Annotated in this window: 18 protein-coding genes; 15 read left to right on the forward strand and 3 right to left on the reverse strand. The window is 61.7% G+C overall.

The features are described from left to right. The first annotated feature begins 11 nt into the window (after positions 1 to 11). From DEH80_RS12295 to DEH80_RS12305, 3 genes are read left to right on the forward strand one after another with little or no spacing between them, the layout of a single operon-like run. Entirely contained in the window at positions 12 to 749 is a 738-nt protein-coding gene (locus DEH80_RS12295) for an endonuclease/exonuclease/phosphatase family protein (protein WP_109720800.1), read from the forward strand. Then, positions 746 to 1,975 carry a cardiolipin synthase ClsB gene (clsB, locus tag DEH80_RS12300; protein WP_165831457.1) on the forward strand — a complete coding sequence of 410 codons (1,230 nt, stop codon included), beginning with the start codon at positions 746 to 748 and terminating at the stop codon, positions 1,973 to 1,975. The genes DEH80_RS12295 and clsB overlap by 4 nt, the downstream gene beginning before the upstream one ends. Then, positions 1,972 to 2,295, forward strand: a complete 324-nt coding sequence (locus DEH80_RS12305) for a PGPGW domain-containing protein (protein ID WP_109720801.1) — start codon at positions 1,972 to 1,974, stop codon at positions 2,293 to 2,295. The genes clsB and DEH80_RS12305 overlap by 4 nt, the downstream gene beginning before the upstream one ends. A 79-nt stretch (positions 2,296 to 2,374) precedes the next feature. On the opposite strand, the gene DEH80_RS12310 is transcribed toward DEH80_RS12305, so the two are convergent. Together DEH80_RS12310 and DEH80_RS12315 are read right to left on the reverse strand one after the other, a co-directional pair. Beyond that, positions 2,375 to 3,829, reverse strand: coding sequence for a DUF3336 domain-containing protein (locus DEH80_RS12310; RefSeq protein WP_109720824.1), 1,455 nt, complete (start codon positions 3,827 to 3,829; stop codon positions 2,375 to 2,377). A gap of 184 nt (positions 3,830 to 4,013) precedes the next feature. Continuing rightward, positions 4,014 to 4,775, reverse strand: coding sequence for a sulfite exporter TauE/SafE family protein (locus tag DEH80_RS12315; protein ID WP_109720802.1), 762 nt, complete (start codon positions 4,773 to 4,775; stop codon positions 4,014 to 4,016). Positions 4,776 to 4,989: 214 nt separating this feature from the next. Here DEH80_RS12315 and DEH80_RS12320 point away from each other — a divergent pair, with 214 nt between their 5' ends. From DEH80_RS12320 to DEH80_RS12345, 6 genes are all read left to right on the forward strand, one after another. Continuing rightward, positions 4,990 to 5,589, forward strand: coding sequence for a TetR/AcrR family transcriptional regulator (locus tag DEH80_RS12320; protein ID WP_109720803.1), 600 nt, complete (start codon positions 4,990 to 4,992; stop codon positions 5,587 to 5,589). 48 nt (positions 5,590 to 5,637) lie between these two features. Further along, positions 5,638 to 8,034, forward strand: coding sequence for an efflux RND transporter permease subunit (locus DEH80_RS12325; protein WP_109720804.1), 2,397 nt, complete (start codon positions 5,638 to 5,640; stop codon positions 8,032 to 8,034). Next, on the forward strand, positions 8,018 to 8,821 hold the full coding sequence (locus DEH80_RS12330; RefSeq protein ID WP_109720805.1) for an outer membrane lipoprotein-sorting protein: 804 nt from the start codon (positions 8,018 to 8,020) through the stop codon (positions 8,819 to 8,821). The genes DEH80_RS12325 and DEH80_RS12330 overlap by 17 nt, the downstream gene beginning before the upstream one ends. Positions 8,822 to 8,829: 8 nt before the next feature. Further along, positions 8,830 to 9,636, forward strand: coding sequence for an acyl-CoA thioesterase (locus DEH80_RS12335; RefSeq protein WP_109720806.1), 807 nt, complete (start codon positions 8,830 to 8,832; stop codon positions 9,634 to 9,636). 257 nt (positions 9,637 to 9,893) lie between these two features. Next, positions 9,894 to 10,565, forward strand: a complete 672-nt coding sequence (locus tag DEH80_RS12340) for a BON domain-containing protein (RefSeq protein WP_109720807.1) — start codon at positions 9,894 to 9,896, stop codon at positions 10,563 to 10,565. Positions 10,566 to 10,685: 120 nt separating this feature from the next. Next, positions 10,686 to 11,255, forward strand: a complete 570-nt coding sequence (locus DEH80_RS12345) for a porin family protein (protein ID WP_109720808.1) — start codon at positions 10,686 to 10,688, stop codon at positions 11,253 to 11,255. A gap of 72 nt (positions 11,256 to 11,327) precedes the next feature. Here the strand turns inward: DEH80_RS12345 and DEH80_RS12350 are convergent, their stop codons facing one another. Continuing rightward, positions 11,328 to 11,729 (reverse strand): hypothetical protein, encoded by a 402-nt coding sequence (locus DEH80_RS12350; protein WP_109720809.1) that lies wholly within the window; start codon positions 11,727 to 11,729, stop codon positions 11,328 to 11,330. A 409-nt stretch (positions 11,730 to 12,138) separates the two neighbouring features. Between DEH80_RS12350 and DEH80_RS12355 the strand changes: the two genes are divergently transcribed. The 6 genes from DEH80_RS12355 to DEH80_RS12380 form a co-directional block, all read left to right on the forward strand. Then, positions 12,139 to 14,556, forward strand: a complete 2,418-nt coding sequence (locus DEH80_RS12355) for a penicillin acylase family protein (protein WP_109720810.1) — start codon at positions 12,139 to 12,141, stop codon at positions 14,554 to 14,556. Positions 14,557 to 14,858: 302 nt separating this feature from the next. After that, the gene (gene hsdR, locus DEH80_RS12360; RefSeq protein WP_109720811.1) at positions 14,859 to 17,261 is read left to right on the forward strand and encodes an EcoAI/FtnUII family type I restriction enzme subunit R; all 2,403 of its coding nucleotides are present in this window, start codon (positions 14,859 to 14,861) and stop codon (positions 17,259 to 17,261) included. Between the two features lie 30 nt (positions 17,262 to 17,291). Next, positions 17,292 to 18,776: a type I restriction-modification system subunit M gene (locus DEH80_RS12365; RefSeq protein WP_109720812.1), complete on the forward strand. Its 1,485-nt coding sequence runs from the start codon at positions 17,292 to 17,294 to the stop codon at positions 18,774 to 18,776. Then, the gene (locus DEH80_RS12370; RefSeq protein WP_109720813.1) at positions 18,773 to 20,521 is read left to right on the forward strand and encodes a restriction endonuclease subunit S; all 1,749 of its coding nucleotides are present in this window, start codon (positions 18,773 to 18,775) and stop codon (positions 20,519 to 20,521) included. The genes DEH80_RS12365 and DEH80_RS12370 overlap by 4 nt, the downstream gene beginning before the upstream one ends. 13 nt (positions 20,522 to 20,534) lie before the next feature. Beyond that, entirely contained in the window at positions 20,535 to 21,635 is a 1,101-nt protein-coding gene (locus tag DEH80_RS12375; protein WP_109720814.1) for an endonuclease NucS domain-containing protein, read from the forward strand. Positions 21,636 to 21,745: 110 nt separating this feature from the next. After that, a partial coding sequence (locus DEH80_RS12380) for a hypothetical protein (RefSeq protein WP_207774585.1) occupies positions 21,746 to 22,242 on the forward strand: 497 nt, incomplete at its 3' end.

A 22,242-nucleotide genomic window follows, 5' to 3' on the forward strand; every position in this document is an offset into this window, starting at 1 on the left:
ACCAACGGCTCATGAAGCTACTCACGCTCAACATGCACAAGGGATTCTCGTCGTTCAACCGCAAGTTCATCCTGCATGAACTGCGTGAGGCGATACGCGGCAGCGGCGCCGACCTGGTCTGCCTGCAGGAAGTCCTGGGCGACCACCAGGAGCACTCCACGCGTTATGAGACCTGGCCTGAGGGACCGCAGTACGAATTTCTGGCCGACACGATCTGGTCGAACTTCGCTTATGGCCGCAACGCCGTTTATCCCGCAGGGCATCACGGAAATGCCCTGCTGTCCAAGTGGCCCATCCTGCGCTACGAGAACCACGATGTGTCCACCCGCCAGCACGAACGGCGCGGCCTGCTGCACAGCGTGGTCCAGCAACCCGAGCAGGATCGCGAACTGCATGTGATCTGCACCCATCTCGGGCTGACGGGCGGTCAGCGAATGCAGCAGCTCAACCTGCTGTGTGACCTGGTCGCCCGGGATATTCCGGAGGACGCGCCGCTGGTGGTCGCCGGTGACTTCAACGATTGGCGCCAACAGGCTCATGGCCTGCTGCAGGAACGTGCCGGGCTGCGGGAGATTTTCATCCAGGCCTACGGACAGGCGGCACGGACCTTCCCGGTCCAACTCCCCCTGCTGCGGCTAGATCGCATCTACATCCGCAACCTACAGGCCACGCATCCCGAAGCACATACCGGCGCACCCTGGTCGCATTTATCTGACCACGCACCGATGAGCGTGGAGCTAACGTTTTGATCAACGGGCGCTGGACGCGGGATAACACCATTGAACTGCTGGAGAACGGGGAGATGTTCTACCCCCGGGTCTTGGCAGATATCGAACGGGCCCGCGAAGAGGTCCTGATCGAGACCTTCATCTGGTGGGATGACGAAATTGGTTACCAGCTGCACAAGGCGGTCATCCAGGCGGCCGAACGTGGCGTGCGCGTCGATATCACCGTCGACGGGTTCGGCTCGGGGAGCCTGCCGGCCAGCTTTGTCCAGTCACTGTCCGATGCCGGCATCAACCTGCACGTCTACGACCCCAGAGGGCGGGTGCTCGGTTATCAGACCAATTTGTTCCGCCGCCTGCATCGCAAGTTCGCAATCATCGACGCCACCGTCGGCTACATCGGCGGCATCAATTATTCGATGGAGCACGTCCGCGAGCACGGCCCCAAATCGAAACAGGATTACGCGGTTCGGGTCACCGGTCCGGTGGTCGATGAGATGCACCAGTTCTGCCGCAAGCAGGTCGGGCGCATCAACACACCGGAGCGCCGGCGCTGGCTACGCCGCCTGCGCTGGTATCGACCCAACCCGCTCAAGCCGGCCCGGCACGCCCAGGCAGCCTTGGTGTGGCGCGACAATGCAGACCACGACCAGGCGATTGAGCAGTGGTATTACGACGGCATTGTTAACGCGCGGCGCGAGATCATCATCGCCAATGCGTACTTCTTCCCCGGATATCGGTTCCTGCGTGCACTGCGCTTGGCCGCCGAACGGGGCGTGCGTGTTTGCCTGATCCTGCAGGGCGAGCCGGACAAGTTTTATGTGCGCCAGGCGGCATCCACGCTTTACGACTATCTGCTCAATGCCGGCATCGAAATCCACGAATACATCGACCGACCGCTGCACGGCAAGGTGGCCATCATCGACGATGATTGGGCCACCGTCGGGTCCAGCAACCTGGACCCCTTCAGTCTGGCGCTGAACCTGGAGGCCAACCTGTTCATTCGGGATACCGAGTTCGCAGGACTGTTGCGCGACCGACTCGTCGCTTTGATGGATACCGCCTGCCACCGCGTGCAGCGGCAGGAAGTGCCGCGTCAGCGAGGCTGGCGGCAGATCGTCCGGGTGCTGGTCTTTCACTTCCTCAGACGATTCCCGGCCTGGGCCCGGCTGATTCCCGGTCACGTGAAGCGCATTCAGCCCTCTGGCCGCGACCGCCTGGTCGCGCGTGAATCCAAACGCCTGACATGAGCCAGGCCAAGCGCACGAATCGCGGCAGCCTACGCGCACATCTGCAGGTGCTCGGCCAGGCGCAGCCCGGCCACCGCTTCGTGGCGTACCACGACTGGCGCGCCCAGCGTATTCGCCATCGCTGGATCAAGCCGCTGTACATGACCTTGTCGATGCTGCTGATCCCGGTGGGGGTGATCATGCTCGTCACGCCAGGGCCGGGGATTCTGATGCTTGTGGCCGGACTGGGGCTGATCGCCCAGGTTTCACGCCGCTGGGCCGGCTGGCTGGATCAAATGGAGCGCTGGTGCCGACGGCGGCTACCCCGCCGATCAGTCTAGACTGGCAGTCCACCATGAATGCTGGCCAGCGCGCAGCCGGCGACCGATGCGGCCGCGAATCTGGGTCTGCGCCTGACGATTAGCTACGCGACACCCGCATCGGTGCATCATCGCGACGACGACCAAATCGCTGCGCTTTCAGACGGATCAGACACTCTTCAAAGGTCCGGCTGATTTCGGTCTGGATGCGAACCCGTTCGATGGTCGGCCAGGTGGCACGCTCGCCGTCCTCAACGTAGCGCTTCATCTCTTCCATTGTCGGGTTGGCCAGTGCCCGCATCATTTTCTTTGGGGTGTAGCGGGGCAGAATCGTGACATCGCCGGTGTAGCGCTGATTGGTCAAGGCGTGGAGTTGGCGAACCACCCGGCCGAATCCCCGGTTGCGGAAATGCATGCGGGCCAGGTCGATGGTCTGTTTGCCGCTGCTCATGACCCAGTCACGCGCAAAGGGCAGCAGGCCGGTAGCGGTATCCTTGGCCAGAAACGGCACGACATGCGGATTCGTCTGGCTGACGATGTAGTGGTTCACGTTGTGCAGGCGGGCCAGCCGCAGCATGGGCAGGTCGCTGGACAGCGAGCCATCGACCCAGCGTTTGCTTGGCATGTAGTCGACCACGTCACCCTCATATTCCCTGGCCTTGAGCGTCACCGGCGGGAACAGCCCGGGGACCGAGCAGCTGGCCTGAGACGCCTTGAAGATCAACACGTTGGGTGAGGTCAGATAGTTCAGCAACCGGCCATGCTGATGCCGCTCGGCCGGGGACACCGTGATATCGAGAATGCGGCCGGTGTGTTCGAACGCCTCTTCGAAGGTGTTGTCGCCGATATTGGATTCCAGACACCGGGCCAGCACATCGGGATTCATCAGCGCACGCCCCTTCACGGCCGTACGGAAATCCAGCTTCTGCCAGGCATCCAGGTTGAGGGTTTCCAGATCGTAGGTCCGTGCAATCTCCTCGTCCGTGCGCGTCGCGACCCCGCCCGCCACGATCGAGCCCGCCGACGAGCCCGAGATGACACGCGGCAGCAAACCCTGCTCATGCAGGGCCTTGATCACGCCAAAATGGAACATGCCCAGGGTCGCGCCACCGGACAGCATCAGCGCCGAACGGCCGAAGGACACACCCGTACGCTTGAAGAAGAGGATTTTTTCCTCGTAGCCGAAGTCGTCGAACTCGGTGTCGCAAATCCAGATCAGCGCCTTGGAGACCTCCTCGACATACTCGGTAATCAGGCGCTTGGTCCCCACCCGGCAATAGGCATAAAGCGCCGGGTTGGCCATGTTGCCGAGATTGCCGTGCAGCCCCTCGTGCAGACGAAACACCAGGCGGCGGACATCGTTATCCCGGCGCATCCGCCGCAACTCCAGCAGGCGCTCCTTGATCAGCCAATGGTCGTAGCCGTCGCAGGCATCTTCGGCCCGCCAGACGTCGTGCCCCTCCCGGTGATCGAGTTCCAGTGCGATTTCCCGCCAGGTCGCATAGTCGGTTGCGTGGGCGAGATCGCGTTGCAGGAGATGCGGGGGGTTTTTCATGGAGACCATGGCCAGGGGCTGGCGGCTGAAATGGGCAGGCCGACGACGCGCATCCGGGGCATGCGGCCAATGCGGCACTGCACCAAGTAAACGCCGTGTATCAGTCTCTGGCAAGGGTCGATCGGTTCAGCGGTGCCGTCAGCCGGGTCAACGCATGACGAGCCACGGCCCGGCCAACGCTTGCTCAGACCAGCCAGAGCCGCTGACCGGCGTCCCAGACGAGCTTGATGGCCAACACGGCAAGAATCCCGCGGAACAAGGGACGAAAAGCAGCTTCCTGCACAAACTGATGCAGCCAGCGGCCCACGGCCGTGCCGGTCACCACGCCGGCAATCATGCCCAGCAGCAGGGGTAACTGATCCAGCATCGCAAACCCGACGGTCGCAAACGCCGCGACCTTAAAGGCATGACCCAGCGACTGGCACAGCGCCAAGGTGCCGATGGTCGATTCCTTGGCCCAATCCGGCCGGAGGAAAAACGGGCCGATGAGCAAACCTGTGGCGCCCACGACTGCCCCCACGCCCCCGTTCAGCGCGCCGGCTGTGCCCATGGCCGCCCGTTCGCTCAGACCCAATGCGTGCGAGGCCCGGGGCAGCAGCGTCCAGAGGATGAAACCGGCCATGACCAGGCGGACATAGTCCGGATTGACCTGCGCCACCAGCGGCGCCACGACAAAGGGCGCGGGTAGCGCACCCAGGCAGAACACGATGGCCGCCCGCCAGCGCACATGGGGCAGGTAGGCAAAAACGCGGCTGGCGTTGGACGCCATCTGAACCACCGCATGCAGTGGTACCGCGACCACGGGCGGCATCCCAGCGGCGTAAATCGCGCCGATCAAGATCGTGCCGCCACCGGCCCCCGCAATGCCTGACAGCACGGCTGAACCGAAAGCCACAACGACAAGCACCCACTCCAGCGGCGACAGCAACAAGGCCAGACCGCTCATCGGCCACCCCCCGGCCAGCACAGCCGGAGGCTTGACCTGGCCCCCGCCACGTACATACTGGTCGGTATGTCACTTGTTTGCACTCTGGACGGCTGATGCATCGGATTCCACGGCTAGCGATGTCGATCGTTGAAACCACCGGCCTCGATGGGCGGGCGATCCATGCCCAGTATCGACCATCGGCAGCAGCCCGGCCAATGCAGGGGCGCGCGGCATGAACATGCGCCGCCAGCCCGACGCCACGCGCCAGCGCCTGCTGGAGGCCGCCTTTGCGGAGATGCACCGTAACGGCTTTCATGCCTCCAGCCTGGATCAGATCCTGCGCGCCACCGAAGTCACCAAAGGCGCGCTGTACCACCACTTTCGCAACAAGCAGGCCCTGGGCCTGGCCGTGATCGAAGAGGTCGTCCGACCCTGGGTGGAGACGCGGTGGCGTCCCATGCTGGAGGCCGACCGGCCGCTGGAAGCCGCGATTGCCTACGTCGCCGAGCACGCCCGCTCCGTGGACGAGGACATGCTGGCGCTGGGCTGCCCCTTCGCCAACCTGACCCAGGAACTGGCTGGCAGCGACCCGGTGTTTCGCGAGCCGTTATTCGCCATCTTTTTCGAATGGAAGCGCGGAATCATGGCCGGCGTGCGTAAGTCGCAGGAGATCGGCGAAGGCCGGCGTGATGTCGACCCCGAGGATGTCGCCATCTTCATCATCTGCGCCATCGAAGGGATCTGGGCCATGGCCAAGGCCTCGCGATGCCGTGAGCACTTCGAAGCCAGCCATCGCGGCCTGGTCCATTACCTGGAATCCATGCGCGCCTAACGGGCCGCGCGGACACCACCGAATTCTATTGTTGAGGGGAGTACCGCCATGAACACTTCAAGGCAGATCTCGCGCCTGGACGGTCTGGTCGCCGCCTACGGCCGCTGGGTCGTGGACCACGTGTGGCTCACGCTATTGCTGTCGCTGGCCCTGGTCGCCGCCTGCAGTTATCCGCTGGTTGCCACGGTGGCTGGGACCGCCGGGCCAAAACTGGGGATGAGCAAGGACTACCGGGTGTACTTCGGCCCGGGGAACCCGCAGTTGGTGGCCTTCGATCAGGTCCAGGACCGCTACACCAAGAATGACAACTCGCTCATTGTCATCGAACCCACGGCCAGTGACACCGCGTTCAACCGCGACACGCTGGCCTTGGCCGAAGAACTCACCGACCGTGCCTGGGGGCTGATCTATTCGCTGCGCGTGGACTCGGTCACCAACTACCAGCATACGGAGGCAGATGGTGACGACCTGCTCGTCGCCCCGCTGGTCGAAGACGCACGCGAGCTCAGCGATGCACAAATCCAGCGGATTCGCGACATCGCGGTCAATGAACCCCTGCTCATCGGTCGGCTGACCTCGGAATCCGGCCATGCCATCGCCGTCAATGTCGTGCATCAACTGCCGGCACTGGACGACTCGGAAGTCGAGGAGGTTGCGGCCGAAGTCCGCGCCCTGCGCGAGGACATGCTGGCCAAGTATCCGGACCACAATATCTACCTAACCGGCAGCAACTTCATGTCGGTGTCGTTTTCAGAGGCCAGCCAGCAGGATGTCGCGTCGCTCATCCCGCTGATGTACCTGGTGATTATTGTCATCACCTGGGTGCTGGTGCGCTCGATTGCCGGCACGGTCGGCACGCTGGGGGTGATCTTCACTTCGATGATGGCCTCGGTGGGGTTGACGGCCTACGCCGGCATCCAGTTCACGCCGCCGTCGATTTCCGCACCGCTCATCGTCTCGACGCTGGCCGTAGCCGACTCCATCCATGTGCTGGTGTCGATGTTCGCCAACATGCGCGAGGGTCAGGACAAACGCTCGGCGCTAATCGAGTCGCTACGCGTGAACTTCATGCCCATCTTCCTGACCTCGGTCACCACGGCGCTAGGATTCCTATCGATTAACTTCGCCGACAGTCCGCCACTGCGCGATCTCGGCAATATCGTGGCGATGGGCGTCATCGTGGCCTGGCTGCTGTCGGTTAGCCTGCTGCCGGCGCTGATGATGCTGCTGCCCGTCAAGGTGCCGCAGCAATCGGGCGGCCTGTCGCGGCGCATGGAGTCGCTGGGCCAGTTCGTGGTTCACCGCAAGCGACCCGTGCTGATCGTCAGCATCGTCGTGGCCGCTGTGCTCTGCGCTCTGGTGCCGCTGAATCAGGCCAACGAAACCTTTGTGCATTACTTCGATACCAGCGTGAAGTTCCGCACCGACACCGACTGGGTGGCCGACAACATCACCGGGCTGTACACCATGGAGTTCGACCTGGAGGCCCCCGGAGGCGCAGGCGGCGTCACCGATCCGGCGTATCTCAAACAACTCGACGCCTTCAAGCAATGGTGGCTGGCCGACCCACGCGTCAAGCATGTCGCCAGCGTGTCGGACATCTTCAAGCGCCTGAACAAGAACATGCACGGGGATGATCCGGCCTACTACCGCGTGCCCGACAACCCGGAGCTGGCCGCCCAGTATCTGCTGCTCTACGAGTTTTCGCTGCCGTTCGGCCTGGATCTGGGCAATCAGATCAACATCGACAAGTCGGCGACGCGGTTTTTCGTGGCCTTTGAGCATCTGGATGCCGTCGAGACACGCGCGTTGGTGGACGAAGCCCATGCCTGGCTCGCCGAGAACGCGCCCGGCATGGAAACCATTGGCGTCTCCCCGGCCGTGATGTTCTCGTACATCGCCGATCGCAACATCAAGAGCATGTTCATCGGCATGCCCGTGGCGCTGATCGGCATCAGCTTTCTGCTGATTCTCGCGTTGGCCAGCTGGAAGATGGGCCTGTTGTCGCTCATCCCCAACCTGGTCCCGCTGGGACTGGCCTTCGGCCTGTGGGGCATCATCGACGGCAAGATCAACTTCACCATGGCCATCGTGCTGGGCATGACCGTGGGTATCGTCGTGGACGACACCATCCACTTCCTATCCAAATATCTGCGCGCACGGCGCGAGTTGGACCAAACACCGGAGCAAGCCATCGTCTATAGCTTCCGCACGGTGGGCACGGCGCTGACGACCACCAGCCTGATCCTGGTCGCCGGATTCGCCGTACTGGCGCAAAGCGCCTTTCTGCCCAATAGCGGTATGGCGCAGCTGACATCCATCGCCATCATCTGCGCGCTGATCGCCGATTTCTTCCTGCTCCCGACCCTGCTGTTGCTGTTGGACCGGGATCGCGAAACCACTTCTGAAACCCCCTTGGAGGATTCCCATGCCTACTCTCACTAAAACACCTTGGTTTGGCGGCATCAGCCTGCTGCTGGCAGCCGCCCTGCCGCTGGGCGCCCAGGCGCAGGATGCCGAGGCCCGCGGTCTGGAGATCGCCACCGAAGCCGATGCCCGTGACACCGGCTGGGGTGATTCGGTCGTCGACCTGACCATGATTCTGCGGAACAAGAACGGTGACGAGTCGATTCGCGAAATGCGCTCTCGCGCGCTGGAAGTGGCCGACGATGGCGACAAGAGCATGATCATCTTCGACCAGCCGCGCGATGTGCGTGGTACGGCGCTGCTGACCTACTCGCATAAGACGGGTGACGACGATCAATGGCTTTATCTGCCGGCGCTCAAGCGGGTCAAGCGCATCGCCAGCAGCAACAAATCGGGCCCATTCATGGGCAGCGAGTTCGCCTATGAGGATTTGTCCTCGCAGGAAATCGAGAAGTACACATACAAGTACCTGCGCGACGAAACGCTGGACGGCGAGCAGGTCTTTGTCATCGAGCGCTATCCCACCGACGAAAACTCGGGCTACACCAAGCAAATCGTCTGGATGGACCAGGCCGAGTACCGCCCGCGCAAGATCGAGTTTTACGACCGGAAGAATTCGCATCTCAAGACGCTGACGCTGCACGAGTACCAGGAGTATCTGGATGACTACTGGCGCCCGGGTCGGATGGAAATGGTCAATCACCAGACCGGCAAGTCGACCACGCTGAAATTCGAGAACTACGCGTTCCAGGAAGGCCTGGACGACCGCGATTTCGACCAGTCAGCGCTGAAGCGCGCTCGCTAGGCCCGATCATGAGTACGACGAAATTTGCCGACCTGATCGGCGGGATGACGGCTGCCCCGGAACAATCGCTGACATTCAGCGAAGACTGGAGCCAGGGCCGGGCCATTTACGGTGGGCTTGTCGGCGCGGTGCTGTACCAGGCCATGCGCGGTCAGGTACCCGCCGAGCGCGACCTGCGTGCCATGACGGTGGCATTTGTCGGCCCGGTCGCACCGGAGACCGCCACCGTGACCAGCACCGTGTTGCGGCAGGGCAAGTCCGTCACCCAGATGGAAGCCCGGATCATCCAGCATGACCAGGTCTGCGCCACCGCCACGGCCAGCTTCGGCGGCGGCCGGGATTCCGACATCGTGATCCCGGGCACCGCCCGCCCCGAGGCCCCACCACCCGACCAGGGCCTGCAACTGCCGCAGATCCCGGGCATGACCCCGGTGTTCCTCCAACACTATGACCTGGTCTGGACGCAGGGGGGCGTGCCGTTCTCCAACACCCCGCAGCCCGACTTCGCGGGATGGTGCCGCTACCGGGACCCGGTCGGTCAGGGCGACGCGGTTCTCATCGGCCTGCTCGATGTCTGGCCGCCCAGCGTGTTGCCCATGCTCAATCGGCCGGCACCGGCCAGTTCCATGACCTGGTCCTTCGACCTGCTCAACCCACCCGGCGACGCCGGCGCGGGGGATGACTGGTGGTACTACGACGTCCACACCCAGGGCGCCCGGGACGGCTTTGCCCAGGCCGATGCCCGCCTGTGGAGACCCGATGGCCAACTGGCCGCGGTCAGCCGCCAATCGGTTGTGGTGTTCGACAAGCGCTAGAAAAAGGGTGCTGTCGCGGAGTAACGACAGCACCCACTCCTTTTATAACAAGCACTTAGGCGCTTTCCCGGCCTCGGCGTTGCCGTCGGGCAACAGTTCTGAGCCCGCATGGGGCGCTCGATCGGGCGAGGCGCGCCCGATCCCTGAATTAATTCTTACAATTCAACGTTTTACATCATCTGGCATCGCGATTGCGCCCACGGTGGCGTCGATGCGAACAGGCATCGGCCTTTCATCCCAATCGAAGGACGAGGCAGATGAACAACAGCAAGCACACAGACAGCCAAACACCCGCCCGCCGCCTGACACGCGGGCTGGTCGTAGTGGGCCTGAGTGTCTCCCCGCTGGCGCTGGTCGCCGCACCCATCGGCCATCACGACACCCATCATCCGGTGCTCAGCGCAGCCGGTGATGACGTCGAATCCGGCAGTGAACGGAGTTTCACCGGCGCCGCCTATGACGCGTTTCTAGAGGGTCGCCTGGTCACCGCTTACACGGTCAACCAGAGCCTGAACCCGTTCGATCTGGACGTGAACGTCCACAAGCAAAAGGCCACCATCGGCGGGACGGTCGAGACCGAAGTCCAGCGTGATCTGGCCATCGAAATCGCCTCGGGCATGGACGCCATACTCGACGTGGACGACGAAATCGCCGTTGAGCCCGAGCTGGACACCCAAGCCCGGCAGGACGATGGCTTCGGCGACACCATGGACGATGCCAGCACGACGGCTGCGGTGAAGACCCGCCTGCTGGCCAATGACTCCACCAGTGGTTTGAGCATCGATGTCGACACCAACGATTCGGTCGTGACCTTGACGGGTCGTGTCGAGTCCGATGCCGAGGCCGAGCTGGCCAAGCAAATCGCCTACAACACGGACGGCGTACACGATGTGATCGACAAGCTCACCGTGGAAGACGCCACGTCCTAAGCGTAGCGCCTGGCAGCCACTGCGCTGTCGTCGGGCCGGGGCGTCTCCGGCCCACCCCTTTACGAATCGCCGCTGCGCCCGGCGCGGCGGCCCCTGCTTTCATTTCAATGGAGTGACAACATGAACATGACGTTCAAGACACTACTCGCCTCAGGTTTGGCCGCAACGCTTTGCGCACCCGCTGCGCTGGCCCAACAGGCCGACTTCGACCCCTACGGCTACGTCGGTGCAGACATCGGCTATTTCCGCGTCGAATCCGAGGAATTCCCCGACGATGACGACAATGTCGAAGACAACCGCACCAGCTATCGTCTGCGTGTCGGCGGTCGCCTGACGCCCGTGATCGGCATCGAAGGTGGTTACACCGACTTTGGCGACTATGACGAGGGCGCTGCAACCTACACGGCCGACGGCCTGACGCTGGCCGGCGTGCTGCACATCCCGCTGGGCGAGCGGGCTTCGGTGTACGGCAAGCTGGGTGAGCTCTTCTGGGATGCCGAAGCCGAGGGACCGCTGGGTGGTCGCGCGACCACGGACGGCGAAGACGTCTTCTACGGTGTGGGCGCGAGCCTGCCGCTGGGTGAAGTCGTTGCGCTCAACCTCGGTTACGAGCGCTACGCCCTGGACGACACCGATGTCGACCTGGCCGCCGTTGGCCTCGACTTGCAGTTTGGTGGCAGCCGCTACTAATTCGCTCAGGCCAAGATGAACAGCGCCCCATGGCAATCCGCCATGGGGCGCTTTGTTTTGGGCGGTCGTTCGCTAGCGGATCGGGCCGCCGCGTCCACCGGTTGGGTCGATCAGACCCGCACCACCGGCGGGCTGTTGACCCGGCACGACGATGGAGGACTGCTGCTCGCGCCGCATCTGATTAATCTCCTCGATGGTCTGCTCGAGGGCGGCGCGCGCCGCATCACCGTACTGCGCCACTGCCTCGGCCAGCGTCGGACCCGGCAGTTCAAAATTCAGCGGCAGGGCGCCACCCGGCGTGTACACACTGGCCTGACCTTCGAACAGCACCGGCCGGGACGCATCATCCTCGCCATCCACGGTAATCGGAACCAGCTTGCGAATACCGCCAGTCTTGCGGTCGCTGTACACCTCTTCACGGTAAAGACTGCTGTCGTCGAGCTTGAAATCGGGGAGTTCGGGCTGCTGTGCCATAGGTTGCCTGTACTGATGCGGTCAAGTGAGAAGGCTGCATACGGTAGTCGATTCCACCTCGACAGGTCATGCGACCGGCAACTCCAAGGACCGACACCCACGTTCGTCGGTCCAGGGCGGCCGTTCAAGGCACGACTGAGACCACCTCGACAAAACTTGACGCGGCGTTGACAAAGCGTTGTGCAGGGTGGGAACCATCCTGACGGCTGGGGAGCCGAGTGGGGTGGTACCAACCGCTAGTTGGCGGACTGTAGCGAAAGCTCGGTCCGCTATTTTTTTGTGTCCGAACTTGGACGCCGGGCTCAAAGCAACGGCTGCTGCGTTAAGATGTGAGGGCTTGGGACAAAGATCCCAGCCGACTACAACATCCCCCCGGCGCAGACCTGCCCGGGCGGTGCAGGAGACAACAATGCGACACTCGATTCTAGGCGCCAGCACGCTGGCCGCCGCACTGCTGTTGACCAGCGGCTGCGGCAGTTCCCAACGGATCGGCGACAACGCCGGGGGTGACGATCCGGTCACCGGCACCCTGACCTATGACGCCCAGATCAAGCGGGGCTCGTTCGGTGTCCCCCATATCACCGGGAATGATTACGGGGATATCGGCTACGGCTATGGATATGTCCACGCAGAAGACAATCTCTGCGTACTGGCCGAGGACCTGATCACCATTCAGGGTGAGCGCGCGCGTTACTTCGGCCGCGACGGCACGTATACGCTCCAGGCCAATGGCAATACCTCCAACAACGTCGAATCCGACTTTTTCTGGCGCCATGTCGCCACCGCCGAGCGCGTCGCCGCACTGGCCGCTGACGCCAGCCCGGAAGCTGCCGCCGCCACGGCGGGCTTTGCGGCGGGTTACTCACGCTACGTCGCCGAGCTGAAAGCGGGCGAGCATCCCGGTCGCCACGCCAGTTGCCGCGATGCCGAGTGGGTCACGCCGATCACTGCCACCGATATATACCGCCGCTATTTCCGGCTGTCGGTCCTGGCCAGTAGCTCGGTGTTTGTCAGCGAGATTGCCGGGGCCCAACCGCCGGTTGGGGGCCAGCAGCAGACCACCAGCAGCGTGGACCGCGCCGAATTCCCGCTCAGCAATGGCCTGGATATCGGCAGCAACATGTATGCACTATCGGCCGGTGCCACCCAGTCGGGCCAATCCATGCTGTTCGGCAATCCACATTTTCCGTGGATTGGCACCGAGCGGCTGTACCAGGCGCATATGACGATTCCGGGTGAACTCGACATCATGGGCGCCGCGCTATACGGCGTACCCGCCGCGCTGATCGGGTTTAACGAAAACGTGGCCTGGAGTCACACGGTTTCAACGGCCTACCGCTTCACGTTCTACGAGCTGACCCTGGCGCCTGGCGATCCGACCAGTTACGTGTTCGACGGCGAAACCGTGGCTATGGAGCCCACCGAGTACACCGTGCAGGTGCTGGAGTCCGACGGCTCCATCACCGAAGAGACCCGTACGCTATACAAGAGCCGCTTCGGCCCCATGCTGACGCTCACGGTCTCCGGGGTTCCGGTACTGCCCTGGGGCACGGACCGGGCCTATACGCTGCGCGATGCCAATGCCGAGAACACGCGGCTGATCAACCAGTTCTTCGAATGGAATCGCGCCGATTCGCTGGAAGAATTCATCGAGCTGCACGCCTCCGTGCTGGGCGTACCCTGGGTCAACACCATCGCTACCGGGCCCGGTGGGCAGGCGTACTACGGAGATGTGACCGTGGTGCCCAACGTGCCGGACAGCAAGGTCCAAGCCTGCCAAAGCACGGTGTCAGCCGCCTTTGCCCAGCTGGTTCCCGGACTGCCCGTGCTCTCCGGCAACCAGGCCAGCTGCGACTGGGACACCGACGAGGACGCTCCGGCACCCGGCATCTTCGGGCCGTCGAACCTGCCCACACTGGTCCGCGACGACTGGGTGCATAACTGCAATGACAGCTACTGGCTAACCCATCCGGAAGAGCCGATCACCGGCTTTGCGGCCATCATCGGCAACGAGGAATCGGCCCGCTCACTACGCACACGGCTTTGCATTCGCCACGTGCAGGAACGCCTGGACGGCAGCGATGGCCGGCCCGGCACGGGCTTTGCCGATCTGGCCGAGCTGCAGGACATCGTGTTGTCGAGCGCCGTGTACACCGCCCGCATTGCACTGGATGACGTGCTCGCTGATATCTGCCCAACCGGGACCGCAATCAGCAGTGGCGGCACGCCTGTCGATATTTCCGGCGCCTGCGCCGTCCTGGAAACCTGGGACCGCTCCAACAACCTGGATGCGGTGGGCGGTCATATCTGGCGGGAGTTCTGGCGCCGCGCCGACGACACCAGCCTGCCGCTGTGGCTGACGCCGTTCAGCGTGGATGACCCGGTCAACACGCCACGGGATCTCAACACCGCCAACCCGGAGGTCATTGCGGCGCTGGCTGATGCCGTGGAAGTGCTGGGCGATCAGGGCGTGGCACTGGATGCGACCATGGGCAGCCTGCAGACCTCGAACGTGCACGACCCGATCCCGATCTTCGGCGGTGAGGGCTTCGAAGGCTCATTCACCATTGCCGGCCGGGCCAATCTGGTCGACGGCGGCTATCCGGTTATCCGCGGTAACAGCTATATCCAGACCGTCACCTGGGACGACAATGGCGATCCGGTCGCCGAAGGCTTTGTGACCTACTCGCAGTCCACCGACCCGGCGTCACCGTACTTCCAGGACATGACGCAGGCCTATTCGGACAAGCAGTGGATTCCGTGGCGGTTCACCCCGGATCAAATCGCCGCCGACCCCAATCTCAGCGAGTTCCGCATCAGCGAGTAACACGCCGACCGGCCTGCGGTGCGCCCAAACCACCGCAGGCCGGTCTCCTTATCCGGCTCTTGTGGGCGACCGTCGTGGCGGCCTGGGGACTCGTGTCGCTGGCCGAATGTGGGGGCTGTATTGGCGAGGGACTGGGTGACGCTAAAAGTTGCGAAATTGCCGCTACGTTGGCTTCCTTTATCGAAGCGCTCCGATTATCAAGCTTGAATTCAGACACCAAGCGAGAAAATATTGTGGCAAGCTGACGTTAAGGCTCGTTGGAGTCGGGAAAGCTCTGACGGAGCGATTGGGGGCGTCAGCCAATGAACAAGAAGTCGCTCAGCGAACGCGACATCTGCACGAAGTTCATCACGCCGGCATTGGTCAAGGCCGGTTGGAACGTGCACGACCAGATTCGTGAAGAGGTCACGTTTACGGCGGGCCGCATCATCGTCCGTGGCCGTCTGCACGCCCGCGGCAAGAAACGGCGCGCGGACTATGTGCTGAGCTACAAGAAGAACCTCCCGATCGCCGTGATCGAGGCCAAGGACAACAACCACAGCCTGGGCGACGGCATGCAGCAGGCGCTGGCTTATGGCGAGGCGCTCGATGCACCGTTTCGAATCAGCAGCAACGGTGATGGTTTCCTCTTCCACGACAGCACGGGTCTTGGCGGCCCGGTCGAGCGTGAGCTGAGCTTAGACGAGTTCCCATCGCCCGAGGAGCTGTGGGCTAGATATCGGCAATACAAAGGGCTGGACGAAACGGCCCGCCCCACGGTTGAGCAGCCCTACTACGACGATGGCAGCGGCCGGGTCCCGCGCTACTACCAAACGGTGGCCATCAATCGTGCTGTTGAGGCGGTAGCGCGCGGTCAAGATCGCATCCTGCTGGTGATGGCCACCGGCACCGGTAAGACCTTCACAGCCTTTCAGATCATCTGGCGGCTGTGGAAGTCGAAGCACAAAAGGCGAATCCTCTTCCTAGCCGATCGCAACATCCTCGTCGATCAAACCAAGAACAACGACTTCAAGCCATTTGGTCAGGCCATGACCAAGGTCACCAACCGGTCAATCGACAAGTCCTTCGAGATCTACTTGTCGCTTTACCAGGCAGTCACAGGCGTTGAAGAAGAGAAGAACATCTACAAGGAGTTCTCGCCGGACTTCTTTGACCTGGTGGTGATCGACGAATGCCATCGCGGCAGCGCAGCGGCAGATTCATCATGGCGGGCCATTTTGGAGTACTTCTCCGGTGCCACGCACTTGGGCCTGACTGCCACGCCGAAGGAAACGAATGACGTTTCCAATACCGACTACTTCGGCGAGCCGGTCTACACCTACTCATTGAAGCAGGGCATCGAAGATGGCTTTCTCGCGCCCTACAAAGTTGTGCGTATCGATCTGGACAGGGATCTCGAAGGCTGGCGCCCAACCAAGGGTCAGGTCGATAAGCACGGCAACGAGATCGAAGACCGGATCTACAACCAGAAAGACTTTGATCGAACCCTGGTATTGGAAAAGCGCACGCCCGTCGTCGCGGCCAAGATCACTGAGTTTCTGGAGCGCACCGATCCGTATCAAAAGACCATCGTCTTCTGCGAAAACATCGATCACGCCGAGCGCATGCGCCAAGCGCTGGTCAATCTGAACCCCAAACGCATAGCCGAGAACTACAAGTACGTCATGCGCATCACGGGGGATGAAAACGAGGGCAAGGCCGAGCTCGACAACTTCATCAATCCGGAAGAGCGCTATCCCGTCATCGCCACAACCAGCAAGCTCATGACCACGGGCGTCGATGCCCAAACCTGCAAGCTCATCGTGCTGGATCAACGAATCCAGTCCATGACCGAGTTCAAACAGATCATCGGGCGTGGAACCCGCATCAACGACGACTACAACAAGCATTGGTTCACCATTCTCGACTTCAAGAAGGCAACCGAGCTGTTTGCGGACCCCAACTTCGACGGTGACCCGGTTCAGGTCTACAACCCCGCAGAGGGGGCGTCGCCCGTTCCGGAAGATGAGCAAGGCGTTGAAGGCGGCGTCGGCATCGCGGAAGACCCGGCCGAGTACGGCGCGGACGAAGGGGAGACTTGGACCAACGACGACACCGGTGCCGATGATGACGCCGGCGACGCCAAGATCACGAAGTTTTACGTCGACAATGTCGAAGTCTCCGTCGTGGCGGAACGCGTGCAATACCTCGATGCGCAAGGCGACCTCATCACCGAAAGCCTGAAGGACTACACCCGGAAGCGCGTACGGGAGCAGTTCGCCTCACTGGACGACTTTCTGCGTCGATGGTCAGGCGCCGACCGCAAGCAGGCCATCATCGACGAGCTGGCCGAGGCCGGTGTTTTTTGGGATGACCTCATTGCCGATGTACGCAAGAAGCTCGGTGACGACCCGGATCCCTTCGACGTGATCTGCCACATCGTCTTCGACCAGCCGCCGCTTACACGCAAACAGCGCGCCGACCAGTTGCGCAAAACCGGCTACTTCGACAAGTACGACGGCCCAGCCCGCCAGGTGCTTGATGGTCTGCTCACCAAATACACCGATGCCGGCATCGAGCCGGTGGAAGATGTGAAAGTACTGCGTCTCGATCCGTTCAGATCCATGGGCTCGCCGATTGAGTTGATTCAGGCCTTTGGTGGGAAGGAGAGCTACACCGACGCCGTTCGCCACCTGGAAGCCGCGCTGTACCACAGCGCCAACTAATCGATACAGAACCTAATAGCGATTCGATTCATGTCCATCAGCACCACCATCAAATCCATCCAGGACATCATGCGCAAGGACGCCGGCGTGGACGGCGACGCCCAGCGCATCGGCCAGCTCGTCTGGATGCTGTTCCTGAAGATCTATGACGATCGCGAGTTGGAATGGGAACTGATGGACGACGACTACCACTCGCCCATCCCCGAGCCCCTGCGCTGGCGCAACTGGGCGGCAGACCCCGAAGGGATCACCGGCGACGAGCTCAAAGCCTTCGTGGACAATCAGCTGTTCCCCGGTCTGCAGGCCCTCGAATCCCACGGCGACGATTACCGGGGCGTGGTCATTCGCAGCGTGTTCGAGGATGCCTACAACTACATGAAGTCCGGCCAGTTGATGCGTCAGGTCATCAACAAGCTGCAGGAAGGCATCGACTTCAACAAGATGCAGGAGCGCCACGCGCTAGGCGATGCTTACGAACAGATCCTCAAGGACCTGCAAAGCGCCGGTAACGCGGGCGAGTTCTACACCCCGCGCGCCGTCACCGAATTCATGGTCAATCGCGTGGATCCGAAGCTCGACGAGGTCGTCATGGACCCGGCCTGCGGCACCGGCGGCTTTCTCACCTGCACCATCGAGCACAAGCGCAAGCACTACGCCAAGACCCCGCAGGATGCCACCATCCTCCAGCGCAGCATCCGCGGCGTGGAAAAAAAGCCGCTGCCGCACCTGCTGGCCACCACCAACATGATCCTGCACGGCATCGAGGTGCCGAATCAGATCCGCCACGACAACACCCTCGCGCGCCCGCTGATCAGTTGGGGGCCAAAGGATCGCGTGGACGTGATCGTCGCCAACCCGCCCTTCGGCGGCATGGAAGAAGACGGCATCGAGACCAACTTCCCGCAGGCCTTCCGCACGCGGGAAACGGCCGACCTGTTCCTCACCCTGATCATCCACTTGCTCAAGGACGGTGGCCGCGCCGCCGTCGTGCTGCCGGATGGCTTCCTGTTTGGCGAGGGCATGAAGACCCGCCTCAAGGAAAAGCTGCTCACCGAGTGCGACCTTCACACCATCGTGCGCCTGCCCAACGGTGTGTTCGCGCCCTACACCAGCATCAAGACCAACCTGCTGTTCTTCACCAAGGGCAAGCCCACCAAAGAGGTCTGGTTCTACGAGCACCCATATCCCGAGGGCTACAAGAGTTACAGCAAGACGAAACCCATGCGGTTCGAGGAGTTCGAGCCCGAGATTGCCTGGTGGGGCAACGAGTCAGATGGCTTTGCCAGCCGCGAGGAGAGCGAATTCGCTTGGAAAGCAAGCCTCGAAGACATTCAGGCCCGCAGCTACAACCTGGACATCAAGAACCCGCACCAGGGCGAGCAAGTCAGCCACGATCCGGATGAGCTGCTGCAGCAGTACGCCGAGCAGCAAAAGGAGATTCAGAAGCTGCGCGATCAGCTCAAGAGCATTCTGGCCGAAGCGCTAGCCGGCAATCGGGATTCGGAATCGGCATGAGTGTGGAGAAGCTCATTACCGAGCACATGGACGTGTGGGCGAATTCGATAACGCCGAGAACGGCGGGTCGTGGTGGCAGCAGGAAGCTCGAACTGACCGGAGTCAAGAGACTTCGAGAGTTGATCCTCGAATTGGCTGTTCGGGGGCGGTTGGTTCCGCAGGGCGCTAATAGACGATCAGGAGAGGACCTGCGCATCGAATTGGCGGAAGCTAGAAAGCAGGCAATGAAGACTGGCGGCGGAAAGAATCAGAAGCCACTGAAGCCAGTTGAGGAGTCGGAAAAAGAGTTCCCGGAGCCGAATGGGTGGGCGTGGCTCCGATTGAGTGATGTTGGGCGAATTGTTGGAGGTGGGACGCCAAAATCGAAGGATCCGTCATGCTGGGCTGATGAGGGTGTTAAGTGGCTTACGCCGGCCGACTTGTATGGCTACAAGAGCAAGTACATATCCGCGGGGAGGCGTGATATCAGCCAGAAGGGCCTAGATACCTCATCGGCTGTAGTGCTCCCAGTCGGCACCGTCCTCTTTTCGAGTCGTGCGCCGATCGGTTACGTCGCGATTGCAAGCGCCGAGTTGGCGACGAATCAGGGGTTTAAGTCTTGTGTCCCTTTCATCGACGGCATGAGCGAGTACCTCTACTACTTCCTAATGCGTTCGGCTCGGCAAATCGACAGCGAAGCCAGCGGCACAACCTTCAAGGAGGTTTCGGGGGCTACTGTCGCGCGAGTATGCGTGCCGCTCCCACCGCTAGAGGAACAACACCGCATCGTCCAGAAAGTCGACGAGCTCATGGCGCTCTGCGACCGGCTGGAGCAGCAAACCGGCGATCAGATCGAAGCCCACGAGCGGCTGGTCGACACCCTGCTCGAAACCCTCACCCGCGCCGAAAACGCCACCGAACTGGCCGAAAACTGGGCGCGCGTAGAAGTGCACTTTGACACCCTCTTCACCACCGAACACAGCATCGACCGCCTCAAGCAAACCATCCTTCAGCTGGCGGTGATGGGGCGGTTGGTGCGGCAAACTTCATTGGGGAAATCGGCTGCAGAGTTTCTTCATGACCTCCGGCGGCTTCGAGATGAAGCTATAGCCGCTGGGCGAATCAAGAAGTCGAAACTTAGAAGTGAGGCCGCTTTGGAGGAGGTGCCTTTTAATCTTCCCGAATCATGGGCCTGGTGCCGGCTCCCGGAGTTAGGCGAGCTTGCAAGAGGCAAGTCCAAGCATCGCCCGCGTAATGACCCTGCGCTGTACGAACACGGCAAATTTCCCATGGTCCAAACAGGCGACGTTGCGCGCGCAAACAGGGCAATCACGACGCATACGGCGCTATACAACGAGAAAGGTGTTGCGCAAAGCAAGCTTTGGCGCAGGGGCACGCTATGCATCACCATTGCGGCAAACATTGGAGACACGGGAATACTAGGATTCGATGCCTGTTTTCCAGACAGCGTCGTCGGCTTCACGCCGTTTCATGACGAGTTGAAAACTGAGTATGTCGAGTATTTTCTGCGGACAGCGAAACGAAAGCTGACTGAATTCGCGCCCTCGACAGCGCAGAAGAACATTAACCTTGAAGTCTTAGAGAGCCTGCTTGTGCCGCTACCGCCGCCTGAAGAACTCGGACGTATCGTTCTGCGGGTGGATGAGCTGATGGCCATGTGCGACCGCCTCAAATCCGATATCCGAATGTCATCTGATTCGGAGTGCAAATTGGCCAACGCAATATTCTCCCGCTCAATGCATTAAGGACGGGCTACTTATGGCCATTGAACAAGGCATCTGGAAAATCGGCGATCACCCGCAGCAGTTGAAGCCCGCCGCGCTGGCCGACGAGGCCCTGCTCGAAGAGATGGTGATGAAAGACATTGCCATCCTGAACCGCGACTGGCTGCTGATCGGCCGTCAGGTCCGCACCAGCTACGACAAGCTCATCGACCTGCTGGCGATGGACGCCAACGGCTCGATCATTATCGTCGAGCTCAAGCGCAACAAGACCCCGCGCGATGTGGTCGCCCAGACCCTCGACTACGCCTCCTGGGTGGTCGATCTCGGTGACGACCAGATCGCCGACATCTACCTCGACTTCGCCAGGCGCTACGGCCGCGAGCACGCCACGCTGGACGCCGCCTTCGAGGCCAGATTCAAGACCGGGCTCGGCGAAGTGACCGTCAACGACAGCCACCAGATGGTTGTCGTCGCCACCGAACTCGATGCCAGCACAGAACGCATCATCGAATACCTGAGCGAACACGCCAGTATCGGCATCAATGCGCTGTTCTTCTCGGCCTTCGAAGACGGCGGCAACCAGTACCTCAGCCGTGCCTGGATGTTCGACCCTGGCGAAAGCCAGGAGCGCGCGGTCACCAAGTCAAAGAAGGAGCCCTGGAACGGCGAGTTCTACGTCTCCTTCGGCGACGACCGCCCGTGGGAGATGGCCCGTCAGTTCGGCTTCGTCGCCGGCGGTGGCGGTGCCTGGTACTCCAATACCCTGTCTATGCTCACCGAAGGCGACCGCGTCTGGGTCAATATCCCCGGTACGGGTTATGTCGGCGTCGGCATCGTCGCCGGCGAGCGCGTCCGTGCAGACCAGCATGAGATCCAAACCGACCAAGGTCCCCGGCCATTTCGTGACCTCGCTCAAGAGCATGGGTTTCCGCACGTGAATCCCGACGCAGACGACGAAACCGCCGAGTACCTCGTCCCCGTTCGCTGGCTCCACACCGTCGACCGCGCAAAAGCATTTGCCGAAGTCGGCCTTTTCGGCAATCAAAACACCGTCTGCAAGCCCCTGACACCTAAATGGCGCCACACAGTGGCGCGCCTACAGGAAGTCTGGGGAATCGCTTCAGGGCGAGATTAATGGATTCGCGCGTTGCCAAGCTAAAGAGTCCAGAAGACTGCCTCCGGTTTGAGGGCAACGCGAACAAGTTAGATAGACCTGACCTGGCAAAAGAAGCGCGAAACCGAGCCTTGGAACTGCAGGCAGAGCGCTATGGCGCCGAGACGCAGGCGGAACGGGAATGCCTTCAGGCCGTCTACGCCTACGAACGTGTTCTGACCGAGAAGAACGGCCGGAACACCCGTGCGTCCAGAACCTGGCCAATGATCGAGCGCAGAGGAGTCATTGCCGCGGTGGAGTCGATCGTGACTCGAGAACGACCCACGATAGGCTTTGATGCCTTAGCGGCCAACGGACTGGATGAGCACGCCTTTGAGGCGGTCGTGTTGCGTCACCCGCAGCATTTTTCTGAAGCTGCGGTTCAAACATCGAAGAAAAGGCTCGACGCATGGCGTACTGATGCCAGCGGCAAAGGATGCTGCTTGGATTCAAGAATCAAGTGCAACATGATTGAGATAATCCGCCGTTGCTTGGTCGAAAAGCTCCTGCGGGGTCTGAAAGTCAAAACGTTTTCTTGGCCGGGTGTTCAGCAGCCACGCGACGTCGTTCAGGCGGACCTGGCTCACAC

Origin of the sequence: Abyssibacter profundi, assembly GCF_003151135.1 — a bacterium.
Classification (GTDB): domain Bacteria; phylum Pseudomonadota; class Gammaproteobacteria; order Nevskiales; family OUC007; genus Abyssibacter; species Abyssibacter profundi.

Excerpts from the sequence above, each read along its gene's own strand:
- DEH80_RS12295 (WP_109720800.1), top strand. The coding sequence starts at position 12 with ATGAAGCTACTCACGCTCAACATGCACAAGGGATTCTCGTCGTTCAAC.
- DEH80_RS12305 (WP_109720801.1), top strand. The coding sequence starts at position 1,972 with ATGAGCCAGGCCAAGCGCACGAATCGCGGCAGCCTACGCGCACATCTG.
- DEH80_RS12310 (WP_109720824.1), bottom strand. The coding sequence starts at position 3,829 with ATGAAAAACCCCCCGCATCTCCTGCAACGCGATCTCGCCCACGCAACC.
- DEH80_RS12315 (WP_109720802.1), bottom strand. The coding sequence starts at position 4,775 with ATGAGCGGTCTGGCCTTGTTGCTGTCGCCGCTGGAGTGGGTGCTTGTC.
- DEH80_RS12320 (WP_109720803.1), top strand. The coding sequence starts at position 4,990 with ATGAACATGCGCCGCCAGCCCGACGCCACGCGCCAGCGCCTGCTGGAG.
- DEH80_RS12325 (WP_109720804.1), top strand. The coding sequence starts at position 5,638 with ATGAACACTTCAAGGCAGATCTCGCGCCTGGACGGTCTGGTCGCCGCC.
- DEH80_RS12330 (WP_109720805.1), top strand. The coding sequence starts at position 8,018 with ATGCCTACTCTCACTAAAACACCTTGGTTTGGCGGCATCAGCCTGCTG.
- DEH80_RS12335 (WP_109720806.1), top strand. The coding sequence starts at position 8,830 with ATGAGTACGACGAAATTTGCCGACCTGATCGGCGGGATGACGGCTGCC.
- DEH80_RS12340 (WP_109720807.1), top strand. The coding sequence starts at position 9,894 with ATGAACAACAGCAAGCACACAGACAGCCAAACACCCGCCCGCCGCCTG.
- DEH80_RS12345 (WP_109720808.1), top strand. The coding sequence starts at position 10,686 with ATGAACATGACGTTCAAGACACTACTCGCCTCAGGTTTGGCCGCAACG.
- DEH80_RS12350 (WP_109720809.1), bottom strand. The coding sequence starts at position 11,729 with ATGGCACAGCAGCCCGAACTCCCCGATTTCAAGCTCGACGACAGCAGT.
- DEH80_RS12355 (WP_109720810.1), top strand. The coding sequence starts at position 12,139 with ATGCGACACTCGATTCTAGGCGCCAGCACGCTGGCCGCCGCACTGCTG.
- hsdR (WP_109720811.1), top strand. The coding sequence starts at position 14,859 with ATGAACAAGAAGTCGCTCAGCGAACGCGACATCTGCACGAAGTTCATC.
- DEH80_RS12365 (WP_109720812.1), top strand. The coding sequence starts at position 17,292 with ATGTCCATCAGCACCACCATCAAATCCATCCAGGACATCATGCGCAAG.
- DEH80_RS12370 (WP_109720813.1), top strand. The coding sequence starts at position 18,773 with ATGAGTGTGGAGAAGCTCATTACCGAGCACATGGACGTGTGGGCGAAT.
- DEH80_RS12375 (WP_109720814.1), top strand. The coding sequence starts at position 20,535 with ATGGCCATTGAACAAGGCATCTGGAAAATCGGCGATCACCCGCAGCAG.